15 protein-coding genes are annotated in these 17733 nt (G+C 66.6%); 7 read left to right on the top strand and 8 right to left on the bottom strand.

Features of this window, described 5'->3' with window-relative positions; genetic code table 11:
- Positions 1 to 65 precede the first annotated feature (65 nt).
- Positions 66 to 1709, top strand: a complete 1644-nt coding sequence (locus DL990_RS33790; RefSeq protein ID WP_125801150.1) for a WXG100 family type VII secretion target — start codon at positions 66 to 68, stop codon at positions 1707 to 1709.
- Between the two features lie 148 nt (positions 1710 to 1857).
- Here DL990_RS33790 and DL990_RS33795 read toward each other — a convergent pair whose 3' ends face one another.
- Positions 1858 to 2292: a hypothetical protein gene (locus tag DL990_RS33795; protein WP_125801151.1), complete on the bottom strand. Its 435-nt coding sequence runs from the start codon at positions 2290 to 2292 to the stop codon at positions 1858 to 1860.
- A gap of 109 nt (positions 2293 to 2401) precedes the next feature.
- Positions 2402 to 5176 carry a BTAD domain-containing putative transcriptional regulator gene (locus DL990_RS33800; RefSeq protein WP_125801152.1) on the bottom strand — a complete coding sequence of 925 codons (2775 nt, stop codon included), beginning with the start codon at positions 5174 to 5176 and terminating at the stop codon, positions 2402 to 2404.
- Between the two features lie 91 nt (positions 5177 to 5267).
- On the opposite strand from DL990_RS33800, the gene DL990_RS33805 reads away from it, so the two are divergent.
- The 5 genes from DL990_RS33805 to DL990_RS33820 all read left to right on the top strand — a co-directional run bounded on the left by DL990_RS33805 (position 5268) and on the right by DL990_RS33820 (position 12025).
- A complete protein-coding gene (locus tag DL990_RS33805) occupies positions 5268 to 6479 on the top strand; it encodes a hypothetical protein (protein ID WP_125787831.1) in 1212 nt (403 codons plus the stop codon).
- A 27-nt stretch (positions 6480 to 6506) separates the two neighbouring features.
- A complete protein-coding gene (locus tag DL990_RS33810) occupies positions 6507 to 6920 on the top strand; it encodes a hypothetical protein (RefSeq protein ID WP_125801153.1) in 414 nt (137 codons plus the stop codon).
- A 127-nt stretch (positions 6921 to 7047) separates the two neighbouring features.
- Positions 7048 to 7218 (top strand): hypothetical protein, encoded by a 171-nt coding sequence (locus DL990_RS41355; protein WP_158632683.1) that lies wholly within the window; start codon positions 7048 to 7050, stop codon positions 7216 to 7218.
- 1962 nt (positions 7219 to 9180) lie between these two features.
- A complete protein-coding gene (locus DL990_RS33815; RefSeq protein ID WP_125801154.1) occupies positions 9181 to 10542 on the top strand; it encodes a helix-turn-helix domain-containing protein in 1362 nt (453 codons plus the stop codon).
- Between the two features lie 217 nt (positions 10543 to 10759).
- Positions 10760 to 12025, top strand: a complete 1266-nt coding sequence (locus tag DL990_RS33820; RefSeq protein WP_125801155.1) for a DNA sulfur modification protein DndB — start codon at positions 10760 to 10762, stop codon at positions 12023 to 12025.
- A gap of 229 nt (positions 12026 to 12254) precedes the next feature.
- Here the strand turns inward: DL990_RS33820 and DL990_RS41360 are convergent, their stop codons facing one another.
- The 5 genes from DL990_RS41360 to DL990_RS33840 form a co-directional block, all read right to left on the bottom strand.
- Positions 12255 to 12395 carry a hypothetical protein gene (locus DL990_RS41360; RefSeq protein WP_158632684.1) on the bottom strand — a complete coding sequence of 47 codons (141 nt, stop codon included), beginning with the start codon at positions 12393 to 12395 and terminating at the stop codon, positions 12255 to 12257.
- A gap of 703 nt (positions 12396 to 13098) precedes the next feature.
- Entirely contained in the window at positions 13099 to 13359 is a 261-nt protein-coding gene (locus DL990_RS41585; protein WP_199746718.1) for a hypothetical protein, read from the bottom strand.
- Between the two features lie 378 nt (positions 13360 to 13737).
- The gene (locus DL990_RS33830; protein ID WP_125787828.1) at positions 13738 to 14454 is read right to left on the bottom strand and encodes a class I SAM-dependent methyltransferase; all 717 of its coding nucleotides are present in this window, start codon (positions 14452 to 14454) and stop codon (positions 13738 to 13740) included.
- Positions 14455 to 14639: 185 nt separating this feature from the next.
- On the bottom strand, positions 14640 to 15410 hold the full coding sequence (locus DL990_RS33835) for a dienelactone hydrolase family protein (protein WP_199746719.1): 771 nt from the start codon (positions 15408 to 15410) through the stop codon (positions 14640 to 14642).
- Positions 15411 to 15464: 54 nt separating this feature from the next.
- Positions 15465 to 16211, bottom strand: a complete 747-nt coding sequence (locus DL990_RS33840; protein ID WP_125787827.1) for an MBL fold metallo-hydrolase — start codon at positions 16209 to 16211, stop codon at positions 15465 to 15467.
- A gap of 90 nt (positions 16212 to 16301) precedes the next feature.
- Between DL990_RS33840 and DL990_RS33845 the strand changes: the two genes are divergently transcribed.
- Entirely contained in the window at positions 16302 to 16922 is a 621-nt protein-coding gene (locus DL990_RS33845; RefSeq protein WP_125787826.1) for an ABATE domain-containing protein, read from the top strand.
- Here the strand turns inward: DL990_RS33845 and DL990_RS33850 are convergent.
- The gene (locus tag DL990_RS33850) at positions 16886 to 17701 is read right to left on the bottom strand and encodes a hypothetical protein (RefSeq protein WP_125787825.1); all 816 of its coding nucleotides are present in this window, start codon (positions 17699 to 17701) and stop codon (positions 16886 to 16888) included. The genes DL990_RS33845 and DL990_RS33850 overlap by 37 nt on opposite strands.
- Positions 17702 to 17733 lie beyond the last annotated feature (32 nt).

Genomic DNA, 17733 nt, shown 5'->3' on the forward strand with positions numbered 1-17733 from the left:
GTCCGCCTGGCGGCGTCTGAACGCGCACGACCCACCCTGAACAGGGGTTGCCCGAGGAGAAGCCGATGCCGTTCCTGGATCCCGAACCGCTCTACGCCAAGCTCACCTCGGGCGACGCGGCAGGCATCGCCGAGGTCGGCACCACCATCGCCGACGCGAAGCGGTCGTTGCAGACCGTCGCGGACGGGATCTCCGACGGCGCTCTGCGAGCGGCACGGTCCTGGCGCGGTACGGCGTCGGCGGAGTTCGTCGGCAAGGCGATGGAGTCTTCGCGAGACCTCGCCGAGGTGTACGCCCAGCTCGCCACCGCGGAGGTGGCTGTCAAAGGCGCCGCGCAGGCGTACTCCGCGCTGCGAAGCTCGGCGGAGACGGCCATCGCGCCGTGGCGGAAGCTGGGCCTGAGCGATCTCCTCGAAGCACCGGAGATCGCGATGAAGACCGTCCACGCTCTGACCGCCGCGCAGCAGACCTACGAAGGCAAGCTGAACGCCCTGGCGGCCACGACCGGCGGCGGCTGGGACAGCGACGGTAATGCCGACATCAGCGGCGTCGACCCCGGCCAGCCGTGGACCTCCCAGGGATTGGCCTACGACGGCAAGAACCTGCTCGTCGGCTCGTACCACGACGGCGACGGAGACGGGTCCGGCGACACCCCGCTCGGTCCGGGGCTGACACCGAGCAGGCTGACCTACGTCGACTACGAGACGGGCCAGGAAGCGGGGAACGTCTATCTCGACGGCAACGGCGAGGTAGGCGCGCCCACGCACACCGGCGGCGTCGCGACGGACGGCGAACACGTCTGGGTGTCGTCCAACGACCACGTGTACGTCTACGACAAGGCCGAACTCGACGCCGCGCAGGACAGCGGCAAACCGGTCAACGCCATCGACGTGGTTCCGACGCCCGCACACAGCTATGTCACTTACGCCCAAGGCAAGCTCTTCGTGGGCGACTACAAGAACAACCAGCTCTACGAAATCCCCCTCGACCCGAACGGCTCAGGCTCACCCCAGCCGGACAAGGCCGGAGAGCCGATCGAGACACCGAACAACGTCCAGGGTGTCGTGGTGCGCGACGACGAGTTCATCTTCTCCTCCTCCGACGGGCACAGCGGCAAGTTCTACAAACAGGACCGGACGCCGGAGTGGTACGACTTCAACGATCGCGAAGAGATCGAACTGAAGGGCGGCGAGCCGGGCAACGAAGACGGCTACGACTCGCACGGTGTCGAGGAAGCCGTCGAGATCGACGGTGAGATCGTGCTGGCACACGAATCCGGCGCCTACGGCTACCAGAAGAACCCGGGCGAGAAGTGGGACGAGCCCGAGCTGACGAGGATCTCGCTGGACGAGCTGGGCCTCGACCCGGACGGCGCGCTCTCCCCCGGCGAGGCCGGGTACGAAACCGACCCCGACTCGCTGGTCCGCGCCGCCGGTGTCCTGGACGGGGCGACGTCCACGTTGAGCGGCGCGGCCGGCGCCGTGTCGCGGCTGCAACTGGTGTCGCGGCTGCTCGGCGAGGTTCCCGCCGCGGCCACCTTCAGCGACACGATGACCAAGCACTTCACCGCGGCCGGCGATCGGCTGACTGCGGGCGTGGAAACGGTCGGCGGGATCGCGGACAGCCTGGTCACCGGCGCCGACACGTACCGGCGCAGCGAAGACGGGATCACTGAGGGCCTGGACAAGCTCGGGAAAGCCCTTCCCTGAGCCGACCGAGCTCAGGGGCGCTTCGCGAGCGCGTAGGCGAGTGCCGGGACGAACTCGCCGGCGCGACTGGCGGGAGCCTCTCCGCATGGTCCGTCGGAGAGGCCTGGAGTGGTGAGCCAGAGCAGTTGCAGCTTGTCGCGCTCGGGCCTCAGGACCTGGTTCTGTCCCACCCGGGCGTCGGTGCTCCGCCGCGGCTGCTGTCGGCCACCATGAAGTAGTCGTTCCTGCCTGTGGCGGCCAGTAGGTGGTGGCGGATGGCGCTCGCGTTCACGGTCGCGGTGGTCTCGTCGGCGTAGCCACGAACGTTGACCGCGAATCCGTCCACGTCTCGCCCCGCCGAGGCGACCTTCTCCGCGGCAGCCGCCGGTGAGGGCGAGTCGGAGACATCGAGAAGGACGATGGTCCGAGCGAGCGCGCCGAGGATCTTCGCGGCCGCGGTCGAACACCCCTCGCCCACTCGGATCACCACCAAGGCACGCGCCTCCCCGATGCCGGCCGCGATCCCGTCGAGCCATGCGCGGTGGTCTGTCTCGCACGCTTCCGCCTGCTGGCCGGATAGCCCATTGCTGAGGCCTTGGTACATCAGTACTCACCGTTCCACCACGCTTGCCGCCGGGGACTGTTGCCAGAAGTTGCAGTTCTGGTTGATCGTTGCGGCCACGGCCTCGCGCGGCTCATAGCGGCACCACGGGTCAAACACGATTGATCTTGGCGCGGACGGTGTCCACGTCTGGATGGGCGAGCTGGTCCAGAATCGTCGCCGCCCGTTTCCAGGCTGCCAGGGCCTGGCCGGATCGGTCATCTGCTTGGAGCGCGTCTCCGAGCTTATGAAGAGTATCGGCCTCGTGGTAGTTGTCGCCGAGTTCGCGGAACAACGCGAGGGCGTCGCGGAGGCAGCCGACGGCGTCGGCGTGCTCGCCCTGCTGGTGATGGACGTATCCAAGGCAGCGCAGTGTGTGCGCGGCGCCGTCCTGGTTGCCGAGCGTGTGGAGCAGTTCCAGTGCTTCGCGGCAGTGGGTGAGCGACTGGGGGTACCGGCCAAGAAGGGCCTCGCACCCACCCAGCGCGCTGAGGCTGAACGCCTCCCAGACGGGGTTGCCGCTCGCCCGGTAGAGCTCCAGTGCGACGCTGCAGTGGTCGACGGCTTCGGCGGGACGCTCCCGCTGCATGCACACCTGGGTGAGTGAGAAGCGGATGGCCGCCTGGCCGCCGAGGTCACCGAGGTCGGCATAGCGACGCAGGGCCGTGTGCAGGTGCTCGAAGGCCTCCTCGTACTGGTGCAGGATGGCCTGTCCGCGTCCGAGCAGGTGGTGGCATATGGCCTGGGCGTTGGGGTCGTCCAGCCGGTCGGCAGCCGTGAGGGCGGTCTGTTGCGTGGTGACTCGCAGTGTCCACAATCCCTGCCGATTCAGGAAGGTGCTCAGCGTCCACGGCAATTGCCAAGCGTGCGTGTCGAAGCCGTTGCGGACCGCCAGTTCGATCGCGGCGAGCACGTTGGCCTGCTCGGCGGTCAACCACTGCATCGCTTGCCGGTAGTCGGCGATCCGGCGGATCGCGACGTGGCGCTGAGGAGCGGGGAGCACGATCGGCTCCCAATGTGGCGCCAGGTATCGCTCCGCCGCGAAGCCGGCGTGCAGGTAGTGGTCCAGGGTCCGGTGGATGGCCGCATGCCGCGTCCCGCTGTCCTCGTCGGCGACCAGTTCGCCCGCGTAGGCGCGAAGCAGGTCGTGGGACCGGTACCTGCCGGGCAGGTGTTCCTCCAGCAGATGCGTCTGTGCCAGCTCCGCAAGCAGGGAACGGGTCTCGATCAGACCGAACCCTGCCAGCGAGGCCGCCGGGTACAGGGCGATGTCAGGTCCAGGATGGAGCCCGAGCAGTCGGAACAGACGGGCGGCCCGGCGGCTGAGTGCCTGGTAGGACCAGGAGAGCACCGCCCGCACGTCGCCGGCCGGCTCGTCCGTGGCGAGGATGTCGAGCCGGTCGTGCTCGTCGCGTAACTCCTCGGCGAGGGCGTGCAGGGAGAACCCTGGATTGGTCATCGCGCGGGCGGTGGCGATCCCCAGCGCGAGCGGTAGCCGCGCGCAGTGCTCGATCAGTTCCGCCGCGGCCGCCGGTTCGGCGGCGACCCTGTCCTGGCCGAGCCTGCGGGTCAGCAGGGCGGTGGCCTCGACCTCGCTCAACGTCTCGAGGGAGACCGGAGTGGCGTTGTGCCGTGCCACCAAGCCGGATAGACGACTACGGCTGGTGACCAGCACGAGGCAGCTGGGACTGCCCGGCAGCAGCGGCAGGACCTGCTCGGTGTCGCGCGCGTTGTCGAGCACGAGGAGCAGCCGGCGGTTGGCCAACAGGCTGCGATAGAGGGCCGCTTGGGCGGCATGGTCGGCCGGGACCCGTTCTGGCGGCACCTCCAAGGAAGCCAGCAAGGACCGGATGACATCCGCGGGTGCCAGCGGGTTGCCTGCCGGGTCGAAGCCGCGCAGATCCGCGTAGAGCTGCCCGCCGGGGAACCGATCGAGGTTGTCGTGCGCCCATCGCAGGGCGAGCCAGGTCTTGCCGATCCCGCCCGTGCCGCTGATCGCTGTGATCACCGCGCTGCCGGGATCGGCATCCAGTGCCTTGTCCAGGACAGCGATTTCGTCGGCGCGGCCGACGAAATGCGCTGGTGGCGCCGGAAGCTGGCGCGGCGTTGGCGATGAGACCACGTTGATCGCGCCACGGCCGGCTGCCGGGAGGGACAGGGACGGCGCGGCGGAGAGGATCCGTTGGTGCAGGCTCCGCAGCTCAGCGCCGGGGTCGGCACCCAGCTCATCGGCCAGCCGCGCACGGACGCGCCGGAAATGCTCGAGTGCGTCAGCCTGCTTGCCGCCGCGGTACAACGCCAGCATGAGCTGGCCTGCCAGGTACTCGTCGAGCGGGTGCTCCGCGGCCTCGTCACGCAGGTCGGCCAGCAGTTCGACATGGCGGCCGAGGTCCAGCGCGAGGTCGTTGCGGCGCAGCTGTGCGGTGACCTTCTCCGCCTGTAGCCGGTCACGGATCGAGCTGAACCAAGGCGTGTCCAGGCCTGCGAACGGCTCACCCCGCCACAGTCGCATCGCCTGCTCGATCAGCGACAACGCGGTCTCGTCATCGGTGGCCGCGTCTGCCTCACCGACGAGCCGGCGGAATCTGTGCATATCGACCGCGTCCCTGTCCAACGCAAGAAGATAGCCGCCGGTCTGCCGGGTGATCGCCGCGGACGCGGCGATCACCCGGCGCAACCGGGACAGATAGCTGTAAAGCGCGTGACGTGCACGTGCGGGAGCCTGGGCGCCCCACACCCGGTCCACGAGCGAGTCCGTCGTCACGGCGGTGTTGGCGTCAGCCAGCAGAGCCGCCAGCACGCCACGCTGGCGATGGTGACCCAAATCGACCGGCCGGTCGGCGCGCAGGGCCTCGACACGGCCAAGCACCTGGAATGTAAGCCCCACCAGCCCCCTCCCCGGCGTGCCTGCGATTCGCCTGTATAGCGGATGCGTCCGGTGAGATGCAAGACCGGCACAGGGTTCCTACAGGGGTCGGATGCGCACCATGGTGCCGCACACTGCCGTGGCGCGTGAACAGCCTGGCGTGCTCGGTCAGTGCTACGACAAGGAATGGGGAGGATCCGTGTCATTTACCGTAGACCCAGATGTTCTGGACAAGTACGCCGAGTTCCTGGAGGACGTCTCGGGCGGCGCGGTCGAAGTTGAGCAGCTCGTCACCAAGGAAACCAAGATGAGCGCTCACGACGAAGGGCTTATCAACGCCCTTTGCTTGGGTCACGAAACCATTGTCGAATCAATGGCGGAACGCACCCGGCAGATGGACCGGATCGCCCGGGGTTCCTGCAGCGAGATGCATCGTGTCGCCGAATACTACCGAGAGGAAGAAAAGTCGAACGCGGCCAAGCTCGCCAAGATCGACGAGGGCTATCCGGAGTCTGACTTCTACCTGGGGAAGTACGAGGGTCGAGGTGGAGACGAGCGGTCACATGCGCCGTCGAGCACCAAATGGACCAAGTTCGAGGACATCAAGAGTGAACTGAAGCTCGACCCCATCCCCTCCAAAGAGGAGATGATCGGTAGCAAAGTCGAGTTCTGGGCACGCAACAGCCTCAACGGGACAAGTGTCGTCGGGGCCGCTCGGTTGGTTTTGGAAAACCTCATTGGCTTCGACTTCATTCAGTCGATCCGCGAATGGTGGATCGGCGAATGGGAGGCGTGGGCAAAGTGCGCGACCGTATGGAAGTCATGCGCCAAGGGTGTGGAGTTGATCGCGGAGAACGTTCACGATGCCACCGATAGCCTCCATGGCAGCTGGGAGGGGATGGCCGCGGACGCAGCTCATGTCTACTTCGAGAAGTTTCGCGACGCGATCTACACCGAAGCCGACGCCTTCAGCGCTCTCCAGCAAGGCTACGAACTCGTCATGGAGTTCATCTTTGAGATACATCTCCTTTTTGACGATGTCGTGAACACTGTCTTGGATATTGTGTTCACAATATTGACTGCGGGCAGCGCCAAGGGGCTGACTATGGCCACTGTGATCAAGGAAGCGTTCCAAGGTGGATGGGTTGAAAAAATAATCAACTGTGTCAGCTATGCCGGAGCGCTGGCGTCCATAGTTTCCGACTTTGTCAAGATTTTTGAGACGCTGAGCGAAGCCGCCGACCTCGAAGAGGTTCCTGCGTGCGATTTCGGCAAGCTCAAGGACCATCACTACCAGCACCCCGGTGACGGCGAAGAATTCTGATCAGTCGCAACCCTGGAAGGAACGCTCATGGACCGCTCGATTCTTGACCGACTCCCCCGTTCGCCGATTGACCATGACGAGATCCGACGCTTCCAAGAAGAGACCCTTCGGGAAGTTGCCAAGGGAGGTGGCGACCGCGTGTTCGCCGAGATGGCACGTGAGGTGCAGGCAGGCCACATGACTCTTCGCGAGGCTGCGGACAGCCTCGCCTACCGCGACGCGTTCGCTCGCGCCGCCGACGAATTCGCCGAGGCGTTGGAACCGCTGAGCCCGGAGGAGATCCAGCAGTTGGCCCAGGACAGAGCCGCACCGCCGGCCGTCGACAATATCGCCGAGGCGACGCCGGACACGTCGACCGCGAATGCCGCTGCGCCGCCCGCTACGCAAGAGGACGGCGACGACGACTACTCCCATCGAACGATCATGTCGGTCCGGCGCTGACCGAACGCAGCACATGCGCGGGTGTGGATCAGAGTGAATCGCGCCCGCCGCCCGACTTCTCCATGGAGCTGTTCACGGCATTCCAGAAGGCGATGTCGTTCGCGACCTTCAATGCCAACATTGTGCCGTGCCCGACCAGCGCGCCATGGCCGCCGACCTGTTCACCGCCGCGGCTCGCGGTGAGGCGGAAGAGATCGTGCACGAGGTACCTCTGTTGTGGCGAGAAGTACTGGATCACAAGAAGCTGGAAGTCGGCGAGGTGCTCGGCAAAATCGCGCTCACGCCCTCGGGAAGCTAGATCATGCGGCCACGCGGGTGGCTCAAACCTCGGTCACCGTTCAGGCGCAATGTGTCATTGCCTCGCACAAGCGTCCACTCATGCCGTCGCGCGGTCGTTCAGGAACGCGGCGGCGGCCCAACGAACCGCGTAATAGCCCGTTCCACGTCTGCGCTGGTGTCGGTGGTCCCACGACTGACGACGTGGTGGTCCCTCGGTCTTGGCAGCCGACAGATCGAAGCCTCTCCAGTCGACGGGCGGGCAGCTCTCCACGGGCTACGGCCACGTCTGTCTAGAGCCACGCTGCGTAACCGGGCGCGCGGCCAGATAACTCCCCGCCAACTGGCCACCGACACCCCGACAACCGGATCTGCTGAAGTCCCGATCGACGTCGACCCAGCACATTCTCCCCTCACGTGCACATCGATCTAGGGAGAGGAGGTCGACCGATCTTCATCTCGACCGGCGCGACATCGGCCACCTAGCGCGTCTCCACTTAAGTCCGGCCAACAGATCTTCGCCCGAACAGGGACACGCGCGGGCGGCCTACGGCAGGTCAGGCGTCGCTGACGCTGGTGTCTCCACCAGGTCGTCGCCAAGGAGAAATTGCCATCCTCATCTTTCACTCGTGTTCACGTGTTCACTAGTCCGTTTTGCCGGTTTACGCGATACGCGTATCTAGTTTCGCGCGTGCTATGCGCGAAACTGAGCTCACGTGGAGGCACGGTGATAATGCCCCTTATGACTGAGTACCCGGGAAATGGGATCGAATGACGGCGAGAACGGCCCTGTCGCCAATCAGTCTTGTTGCATCGGAATCAGCCAAACTGCTTTATTGCAGCGCTTTGAATCAGGCATGTTGCGTCGGCGGCCCTCGGCGGTTGCCGAGGGTGATGACACCGGATAGCTGACGTTCGTCGCTCAGCGACGACCTGAGAGCGTTTTGCCTGGTCAGCGACCTGGCTTTTGAGCGTCGTCGACCGTTTATGCACAGCTGGCGACCGTGGTGACGGCTACTCCTGGCTCTTGCGGCATCGCGCCTGGTCGGGCTGCGTTTTCGGGCGCGCTTGTGCTGGTCGAGGCGTGGGCCTGCACCCAGTGGGGGTCGCTTGTGGCGGTGTCACATCAGGTTCTACGGGGTGCGAATAACTTGCCGACGAGGCGGCCAGGAGAGGTCTTCTCGCCTGGGCGGGGCACGGGCGAGGCCGGGCGGCTGCTCTCCTGCGCCGAAGGCGCTCAGACCCGGTTGTGGTGGATAAGTGTCATTATCCACCACAGTTTCTCGAGCGAGCTGTCGAGACTTTCGGCGAGCATCCCGTGCAGCACGGCGGTGTGAACGGAGATGAGGGCGAACGCGTTGCTTGAGGCTGGTGAAGATCGGTCACAGTCGCGTTCACTGCGCTGTCGAAATCAGTGAGCGTCGATGTCCCCCGAACCGGTCGCCTTGTACGGGTGTGTGCGTTCTCCTACCTCGCCTCCGAGCTTCGCGCTGGGACATCGCCGTGGTTGGCGGATTCCTACACCGCAAGGGCGCAGACCGGCGGCGCTCGCGTAGGAGGGGTCGAAGAACATCGGAACGGAAACTGGCGCTAAGCCCTAACGGCGCTGGTCGGAGTGTTATGGATGCAGTGCCGAAAGTGTCGATAGTGATCTGAGTCATAAGGAGCCCCTCGACGGCGGGCGTATGTTTGGTTTTTCGGTCCAGGGGGTGAAAGTGGTGGTGTCACTGCCTTGGGGTTGCCACGACTGGTGAGATCGCCTATTCAACTGTCGCCAGTTCTCGGTGCTTGTAGCCGTGCGTTATCGGCCAGCACTCGGCGGTCGCTGACCGGTGGGGCCGGACCAGGCCTGGCACCAGATGAGGGACACGCGAGGAACCGCAGCGTTCTCGCGCCGGAGGAGATCGCCAACGACCCGGCGTGGAAACGCGTCAGTCCCTGACCGTCGACCGCGGGCCGGTGGTGCTGCTCGTAGCATCCGAGGATGCCGATCAGGTGGTCACGGATCCACGTCGAGCTGGGCCTGCGCCCAGCCACGTTGACATACGAGATGGTGCGCAGCGCGGTCGAAGCGGGCATCGCCGAGGCGGAAGATCTCGACTGGAAGCAGGCGCTGATCCCGCCTGTGGACAAGAAGTGGTGGGAGTTCGCCAAGGACGTCGCGGCGATGGCGAACACCCGTGGCGGCCTGATCGTCTTCGGAGTCAGCGAGAACGCCGAGCGTGCCGACGAACTGATTGGGGTACCCAACGACGAGGGTGAGCGTCAGCGTTTGAGGAGCTACGCGCTGCGGTGGGTCCGGCCGGTGATCAGCGAGCTGGTGATCGAGTCGCTCGACGGCGAGGAGAACTGTGGTCCCGGGCTAATCGTGGTGTTCGTTCCTCCGAGCCTGGACGCGCCGCACGTGGTCGGCGAGAAGAACGAGATGGGCGTGCCCTACCGCTCCGGGCCGCACACGAACTGGATGTCCGAGGCCGAACTCGAACGCGCCTACCGGGACCGGTTCGCCCGCCAGGCCGACGACCGAGCCGCGCTGCACGCCCTGATCGACGGCCTCGTTCCCGAGCTGCGCCTGGGTGACGCAGTCTGGCTGGCGGTGGCGACCAGGCCGACCACGTCTCCGCCGCCTCAGGCATCACGACCCGATCGTGAGCACATCGTCGGCACGATGCTCAGCGCGCTGGAGCTAGCCGACAATGTTCTGGGCACCCGCGCGAAACGCTTCCAGGTTCTGTCCGGCGACGACAGCGAGTTCCTGATCCGCCCGCGTACCGGGCTGAAAAGGTGGACGTTCCGCTCGAACCGCCTCGCCGTCGATCCGCACATGCGCGTCGACTGGGCGATGGTGGAACTGCACCACGACGGCAGCGTCGCCATCGCGGTCAACCTGACCGCGTTCCTGCAAGGCGCGCACATCCTCGAGGACAAGCGGCTGCGGGACACGCTGCTTGTGCCGATCGTGAGAGTCGATGGGCTGCTCATTGAAGCCGTCGCCATGGCCTCGACGCATGTCCGGCGTCTCGGCGGGACCGGCACCATTCTGGCCCGCGCCGTCCTGCTCGCTACGCCCGAGAAACCCCTCGTCGCCGTCGATCGAGTGATCCCAAGGCACATCAACCCTGTCGAGGTCGTCGTCGAGACGTGGCCGGTGCGGGTCCCGCTCGCGGTGGAGGCCGCGTTCGACGCCGACAGTGACACCGCGGCCCTGCACGCCGCGGGCCGCCAGCTCGCGGAGGACATCCACCAGCAGTTCGGCAGCGCCGAGGCCGCACTGCCACCCCACCGCGAAGACGCACCACCGCCCAGTGACCACCCCAAGACTTCATCCGACCATAACGAAATGTAACTGGCTGAGTTACTGAGCGTACAAGAGCAGTTTTCAATCCGATGTTCCTCGCGGCCAGACCCCGAGGACGTGGAACCTGTCCAAGGAAGTGCTAACCGGGCTCGCGTACACCTTCTTAGGTCAATTAAATTCTTATTTGACATTCCAAGTTCCTGCATGGTAGTGTAGCGGTTACCAGCCTCCGATAGGGGATTGGAAGTCTCCGCAGGAGGTTAAAATGAGCATCAACATTGACCCGCTGCGCCTGTCGAAGCCGCAGGACTCCAGCACGTACCTGGCGATCAAGACCGTGCAGGGAGGGCGGCCCGTCTACACCGTTCGTGTGCCCCTGCTCGACCTGCCGACGATCCTCCCGATCCCGGACCCGGACGACGTCGACAAGGACAACCGCAAGGTCGATCGCCTGCACGCCAGGCACTTCGGCGAGTACCTCGACACCACTCCAGACTGGGTCGCCCCCGCCCTGTTGGCCCGCGACACCGGCGGCTGCTCCTTCGAGAAGGTCGACGAGCACGGCGCCGTGGGCTACCTGACCGTTCCTTGGGCGATCGGCGGCATCTCCTCCCTGCGCACCATCGACGGCCAGCACCGCGTGCTGGGCGTGTCGATCGAGAAGCAGCGCATCACCAACGCCATCGGGGCGGCAGACCGCGAGACGGCGCGCAAGGTCAGCCCGGAGAAGGCGGCCAAGCTCCAGACCGAGCGGGAACGGCTCGTCGGCCAGATGGAACGCCTCAAGACCGAGTACGTCGGCCTGGACATCTACGTCGAGCTGGACCCGATCAAGGGCCAGCAGATGTTCGTCGACGTCGCGGACAACGCCAAGGGCATCAGCGGCGCCGTCCGCGCCCGCTTCGACAACTCCAAGGTCGCCAACCGCACCCTGTCCGACGTCCTCGACCACCCGCTGCTCAGGGGCCGGGTCGACCCCGAGCAGGACCGCATGACGTTGAAGAACCCCCACCTCATGGGTGCCAAGCACGTCGCGGACGTCACCCGCGCCGTCCTCGCCGGGGCCGGCGGCCGGATCAGCAAGAAGGCCGAACAGACCCTTACCGACGGCGAGGTCATCGAGCAGGTCAAGGACTTCCTCGACGTCATCTCCACCGCGTTCGCCGGCCTGGCGGCCGTCACCGAGGAAGACCCCGAGCTGGAGCGCAAGGCCGGGGAGCTGACCAAGTCCCAGCAGCTTCGTCGCGACTCGTTGCTCGGGTCGGTGGGCATGTTGCGCGTGTTGGGCGGCGTGTTCCGCGAGCTGCGCGCGGGCGAGAACCCGGCGAGTCTCGACGACATCACCGAGTTCTTCAAGCGCCTCGACCCCCACATGGCGGCGCCGGTGACCGAGACCAGCCTCTGGCGTACCAGCGACGCGAACCTGGACTTCGAGCCCGACGCGTCCGCCCCGATCATGCGCACCCAGAACATCGTGCACCTGGTCGGCGTCATCACGGGTTGGTACAAGAAGGCCCCCGCTTCCCTGTAGCCCAGGCCTGACCACGAAGGGGCGTCCTCCCGATCGGGAGGACGCCCCTTCGTCACATCGCGAGGGCTCACGCCGCATCCGTGGCGTGAGCCCTCGCGGTTCGAGCGGACCTGGTAGGCGCGAGCCCGACCGCGGACCAGCCGTAGTGCGTTGTCGGGTGGTCTTGCTGGGCAAGGGCAAGCGCAGCCGACGCGGCTGGTCGGCACGTTCCGTCGAGGTCGCCGTGCGGTCACGCCGGGGTGGCACGCGTCGCCGCGGCGGTGAGTCGCCGTTGGTAGATCCGGTAGGCCTTGCGGCCGGCGGAGGCCGCGCCTAGTAGCGGCGCCAGTTCGGCGGCGGAGTTCGCGGTGTCGGCCAGGTGGGAGGCCACGGCGGTGCCGAGCAGCGCGGTGACCAGTTGGGCGTGCGGCCCGACGACACCCCGGTCCGGCCGCGCCCACCGACGCCGACAAGCAGGCCGCCATCGAACGTGGAAAACGCGCTTATGGCGGTCCTCTGAGACTGCCCGACGCACCTACCGTGAACATGTGACACTACCGGATCTACTGGTCAGGGCGTTCCTCGTGCTGGTCATCGCGGGTCTACTCGCCCTCTTATGCGGCATGGGGTACCTCGTTGTCCGGTCCAACCTGGAGAGTGCGAGGCGCAAAGCTGAGTCGGAGCGGGAGTTGGAGGAGCGGCTGCGGCGCGACCAGGAACGTGCACGCGACGCGCGCAGACGGCACGACGAGCTCAGACGTCGTCTGGACAACTCTTCGTCAGGCATGGTGGACAAAGTCGACGACGCAAGGAAAGCGCTTCTAGCAAGGAAAGCGCTCAAACGAAAAGATGAGATGTTCGCGCGAGAACGCAGGCGCAACCGGGGCTCTGGCGACAGCACTCCGCCTCCGCCTGGGTTCTGATCAACCGCCGCGAGCCGCTCGCGGGGGTGCGTCGCAGCATGCTGGGCAGGCCGTTCGGCGCCGGAGCGGCGAATTCGTCGCCGCTGGCGGATCTCGGTGCTCAGGAGCCTGGGAACCAGGGGGACCGCCGGGATACGGGAGAAACCTGCCAAGTGGTCGGGTAGTGCCTGGTCAGGCGTCGGTGTCGGCGAGGGCGCGGTAGAGCGAGGCGACGGAGGGGTGCTGTCCGGCGTTCTTGCCGGTCTTGATGGTCAGCTTCTTCACGGCGCGATCGGGTTCGGCCAGGCGATCACGGCGTCGGCGTCGAAGGCGGAGGCGGTCACGGCGGCCGAGGGCGACGCGTGATGGCACGGCCTCGACCACCGCGGCCGCCGATGGACGCTGTACTCGCCCGACCCCGACTACGCCGCCCTGTTCGCCCCCGCCGCTCACCAACTCGACCTGGACCTCGACGTGTTCGCTGCGAAGTTCCCCGGCTGGAACAGCGGATGGCGCGTGAGCTGACCAACGACGCGCGATGCGGCAGACCGGCTCCGGATCACCGGGCGTGCACGGGAGTTCGGGCATCCGCGCTGGTCACTTCGAACAATGACACGCGATCGCCGCAGCGTCGACGTCAACCTCGCCGTCGTACACGGCAAAAGTCGCAGCACGGCGGTCGGGCACCCAGTCCTGACGGGCGAAACTCCACGCCGTTATCCAAACGTTGCAACCCGATGCTTGCCGATAGAAGAGCATGCCTCTGACCAGCATGATCAAGGCTTAGCGCTGATTTTCGTTCCGATGTTCCTCAAACCCCGCCACGTCCTGTCATACGGCTTCGAGGACGAAGAACAGGAAGCCTATGAACGCGGTCTTGCCCGCGAGTTCCTCGGGAAAACGCTCGTGAGCGCCGGGTGCCGGGTAGGGCTCGCTGACGACGGTCGTCCGGAATCCTGCCGTGGTGAAGGCGTCGGTCATCGCGTGCAGTGGCCGGTGCCAGTACGTCAGCACGGCTTTCTGACCGCTGAAGGTGTACTCCTCAGACCACTGGACGGTCTTGAAGTAGTCGGCTTCGGGGTGGACCAGTTTGAAGATGGTGGGATGGTTGACGGCCATGATCAGCCGGCCGCCGGGCTTCAGCACGCGCCGGATCTCGGCCAGCGGCGCGGCCCAGTCTTCCAGGTAATGCAGCACCAGAGCGGCGATGACGTCGTCGAACGCGGCGTCGGGATACGGAAGCGGGCTACCCGCGTCGGCGACCTGAAGAGCAGCGTCCGCGCCCAGCCGCTTTCGGGCCAGCTCGACCATTTTCGCGCTGGAGTCGAAGCCGGCCACGATCGCACCCCGGTCGCGCAGTGCCTCGAACAGCGGGCCCGCTCCACAGCCCGCGTCGAGAATTCGCCTGCCTGTCACGTTTCCGGCCAGCTTCAGGATCGCCGGCCGCGTGTAGTAGGCGTTCATGAGACTGGTCTCGTTCTCGGCCGCATACGCTTCGGCGAAGACGTCGTAGTCGGTTTCCGCGAGGCTTTCGGGACTGATCGGCATATGGCCCAATATGGCACGAGTGGGCTACTCCCGGTCCGGGATTCGAACCTGGGCCCAATGACTCTCAGCGGCCGTGTTGTGAAAGCCACTTTCGCAACGTTGAAGGTTGCGAAAGTGGCTTTCACAACACAAAACCGACCCGCAGCAGCACGTCGGATTCGCGTTACCAAAGCAGGTGCCGGCGTCTAGGTCAGCGCGCTACCGAGAAGCGACAGCAGCCTTTCCCAATGGCGCTTCGATCCGGCTGGGTCATAAGCGTCGGTGTCGGACATGGTGAAACCGTGGACGGTGCCGGGGTAGATCTCGCAGCTGTAGCCGACACCGGCGGCGTCGAACGCGTGGCTGATCTCGGTGATGGCTTCGGGGGTCATGTCGTTCTCGGCGAGGCCGAGGTGGACTTGCGCGGTGAGTTTCGGGATCTGTCGGTGCGCGCTGTCGGGTTGGTCGGTGACCAGGGCGCCGGGGTGGAATCCGGCGACGGCGGCGACCTTGCCGGGGTGGGCTGTCGCGGTGCGCATCGCGAGGACGGCGCCCATGCAGTAGCCGATCGTGGCGACCGGTCCGGCGCTCACCTCGGGCTGGGCGGTGAGGAAGCCGAGGTAGGCGTCGGCGTCGCTCAGGGCGCGTTCGGTGGTGTGCGCCTCGACGAGGGGCATGATCTGGCCGAAGAGCGCCGGTCGGTCTTCGGCGGTGATCTGCTCGGGAAGGTCGAACACCGGTGCCGGGCGGTGCCGGTAGAAGACGTTGGGGACGAGTACGTAGTAGCCGTGTCCGGCCAGTTCGCGGGCCATGTCCCAGAGCACGGGTCGTGGCCCGAAGGCGTCCGGGTACAGGAGGACGCCCGGACGCGTCCCACCCTCGTCCGGGTATGCGGCGAAGGCGTCGGACTGACCGTCCGGCGTGGGAATGCTGAGTGTGGTGGCGGAAATGGCGATGCTCCCTTTTCTCGTCTGCATGCCCTTTCGAACGTAACCACGTTTTCGATCACGCGCCGCCACACCGGTGATGGATCACCGCAGCCGATCGGCCAGACCGGCGGAGGTGAACGCGGCCACCAGGTCTTCGCGGCCTTCGGTGAAGTGGCCCCAGCTGTCGATGTGCACGGGGACGACCGTACGGGCACCGAGGATTCGCGTCGCCTCCGCGGCCAGTGCGCTGTCGAGGACGAGCAGGGCGCCGTCGAAGACGGGCTTCAGTCGCGGGGCACCGGCGAAGAGCACGGCGGTGTCGACCGGGCCGAACCGGTCGGCGACCTGCCGGACGACGTCGAGCGAGGCGTTGTCGCCGCTGACGTAGACCGTCGGCAGGCCCTGGCCGGTGAGCACGAAGCCGACGACGTCGCCGGTGATCTTCTCCGCGCCTTCCGGTCCGTGGAGCGCGGGCGCGGCGGTCACGGTCACGGATCCGAGTTCGACGGTCTCCCAGGTCGCCAGCCCTTTCGCGGTGCCGCCCAGCCGGCCCGCGCCGCTGGGCGTGGTGAGGGTCAGTGGCACGTCGGCCAAGAATCGACGGCCTGAATCGTCGAGGTTGTCGGGATGCTCGTCGTGGGAGAGCAGGACGGCGTCGATGTGGCCGAGGTCCGCGGGTTTCACCGAGGCCGGGGCGGTCTTGGTGAGACCGGGCCTCCCGTCGGGCCTCGCGTAGTCGCCGGGCTCGTCGAAGGTCGGGTCGGTCAGGAACCGCAGGCCGCCGTACTCGATCAGCGCGGTCGGCCCGCCGATGACCTGGACGGAGAGCTGTTCGCTGATCTGGGTCATCTTCCACCTCACGGATAGGGATTACTCTTTCCGTGAGTGACCTTAGTCGGCCCTCACGGAAGAGTGCAACTACTTCCGTGAGGTTTCCTCATGGTTGAACCCACCGCCTACCATGAGAACGTGGACGACACCGCTGCCCTTCCCCCTGCTCCGGGCGCCGAGCAGTACGTCGCGCTGGCGCTCGCCAACACCACCATCGCGCTGCCCGGCGGCCAGTTCACCGACCTCCTCGGCACTCCGGCCGCCGCGACGGACTGGCTGGCCGCGCAGGGGCTCGCCCCAGTCGACGCCGGTCTGCGGGAGATGTGCGCTGGCCTGGTCCGTTCGCTGCGTGAACAGGTCCGGGTGCTGCTGGCGGCTGGGTCCTGCGCGGATCCGGCTCCGCAAAGCGCCCTCGACGCCGTCAACGACGCGCTGAGCAAGGCCCCGACCGCGGAACTCCTGCGCTGGGACCCCGTCCGGGGGCTGTACCGCACGGCCTCGCATCCGGTCACCCAGATCGTCGAGCACGCGTTGGCGACGCTCGCCGCCAACGCCGCGGACCTGCTGACCGGGCCGGACGCCGAGCGAATCACCGCCTGTGGGTCGCCGCCGTGCACTCGGTTCTTCCTGCGCAATGGACGGCGTCAGTGGTGTTCCGTGCGCTGTGGCGACAGGGCCCGCGCCGCCCGCGCCTACGCCAGGCGCTCGCAGCCGACCGGGGTTGCGTAGTCACCGGGCGGCAACGCGGGACGGCGGTGATGCTGCCAGAGACCGAGCAACGTCGTCCCCATGCCGAGTACGGCGTAGGCGATCAGCCAGCCGGTGAACTCGGTGGGAGGCCCGTCGCCGACAAGCGGGTCGTACAGGACGACCACCGCGTAGACGCCGGGTATCGCGAACTGGCTGTCCATGACGCGCAGCTCGGTGTCGACGGCCATCGAAGCCCTGTCTTCGGCATGGACGGGCCGCCGCAGTGTGCCGAGGAGGATCACCGAGCAGCACAGGGCGGCCCAGCCGAGCGCGAGGAGCCAGCCCGTCGCGTATGCCTTCGCCTTCGCCGGGGTGCTCAGGTGGACCGCGAGGGCCAGAGCGACGCCGCCGCCGAAAGTGACCACGAAGGAGGACGCGTACCAGCCGCCGAGGATCCCGAGGGCCGGCGGTCGTCGCCCGGACCGTCGATCCATCACCGGCAGCGGGCCCAGTTCCTGCTCGCGGCGCAGGTACGACCACCAGTGTGCGACCTGCAGGGCGCCACCGACGAAGCAGACGTAGACACTGCCCGGTGCCTCGCCGTCACGAAAGTCGAAGAACCCGTAAGCGACGCCCAGCAGGACACCCACCGCCAGCGCGGCGGCGAGCCGGCGGAACCGGCCGGGAACGGTCCGGCTCAGGCGGGGGCCGACCCGGGCGGCGAGGAGTCTCGACGGTGTCACCACCTCGACACCGCGTTTCGCCAGCCACCTCCTGGTCACCGCGATCTCTTCGAAGCTGAGTGCGCCCGTCGCCACTGTTCCCCCTAGCTCGTCTGCCGGGTTCACGC

It is taken from the genome of Amycolatopsis sp. WAC 01416 (assembly GCF_003947485.1).
In the GTDB taxonomy this organism is placed as follows: Bacteria; Actinomycetota; Actinomycetes; order Mycobacteriales; family Pseudonocardiaceae; genus Amycolatopsis.

Bases quoted from the DNA above. Each gene is read 5' to 3' on its own strand.
- DL990_RS33790 (WP_125801150.1), top strand. From the start codon at position 66: ATGCCGTTCCTGGATCCCGAACCGCTCTACGCCAAGCTCACCTCGGGC.
- DL990_RS33795 (WP_125801151.1), bottom strand. From the start codon at position 2,292: ATGTACCAAGGCCTCAGCAATGGGCTATCCGGCCAGCAGGCGGAAGCG.
- DL990_RS33805 (WP_125787831.1), top strand. From the start codon at position 5,268: ATGCGCACCATGGTGCCGCACACTGCCGTGGCGCGTGAACAGCCTGGC.
- DL990_RS33810 (WP_125801153.1), top strand. From the start codon at position 6,507: ATGGACCGCTCGATTCTTGACCGACTCCCCCGTTCGCCGATTGACCAT.
- DL990_RS33815 (WP_125801154.1), top strand. From the start codon at position 9,181: ATGCCGATCAGGTGGTCACGGATCCACGTCGAGCTGGGCCTGCGCCCA.
- DL990_RS33820 (WP_125801155.1), top strand. From the start codon at position 10,760: ATGAGCATCAACATTGACCCGCTGCGCCTGTCGAAGCCGCAGGACTCC.
- DL990_RS33830 (WP_125787828.1), bottom strand. From the start codon at position 14,454: ATGCCGATCAGTCCCGAAAGCCTCGCGGAAACCGACTACGACGTCTTC.
- DL990_RS33835 (WP_199746719.1), bottom strand. From the start codon at position 15,410: ATGCAGACGAGAAAAGGGAGCATCGCCATTTCCGCCACCACACTCAGC.
- DL990_RS33840 (WP_125787827.1), bottom strand. From the start codon at position 16,211: ATGACCCAGATCAGCGAACAGCTCTCCGTCCAGGTCATCGGCGGGCCG.
- DL990_RS33845 (WP_125787826.1), top strand. From the start codon at position 16,302: ATGGTTGAACCCACCGCCTACCATGAGAACGTGGACGACACCGCTGCC.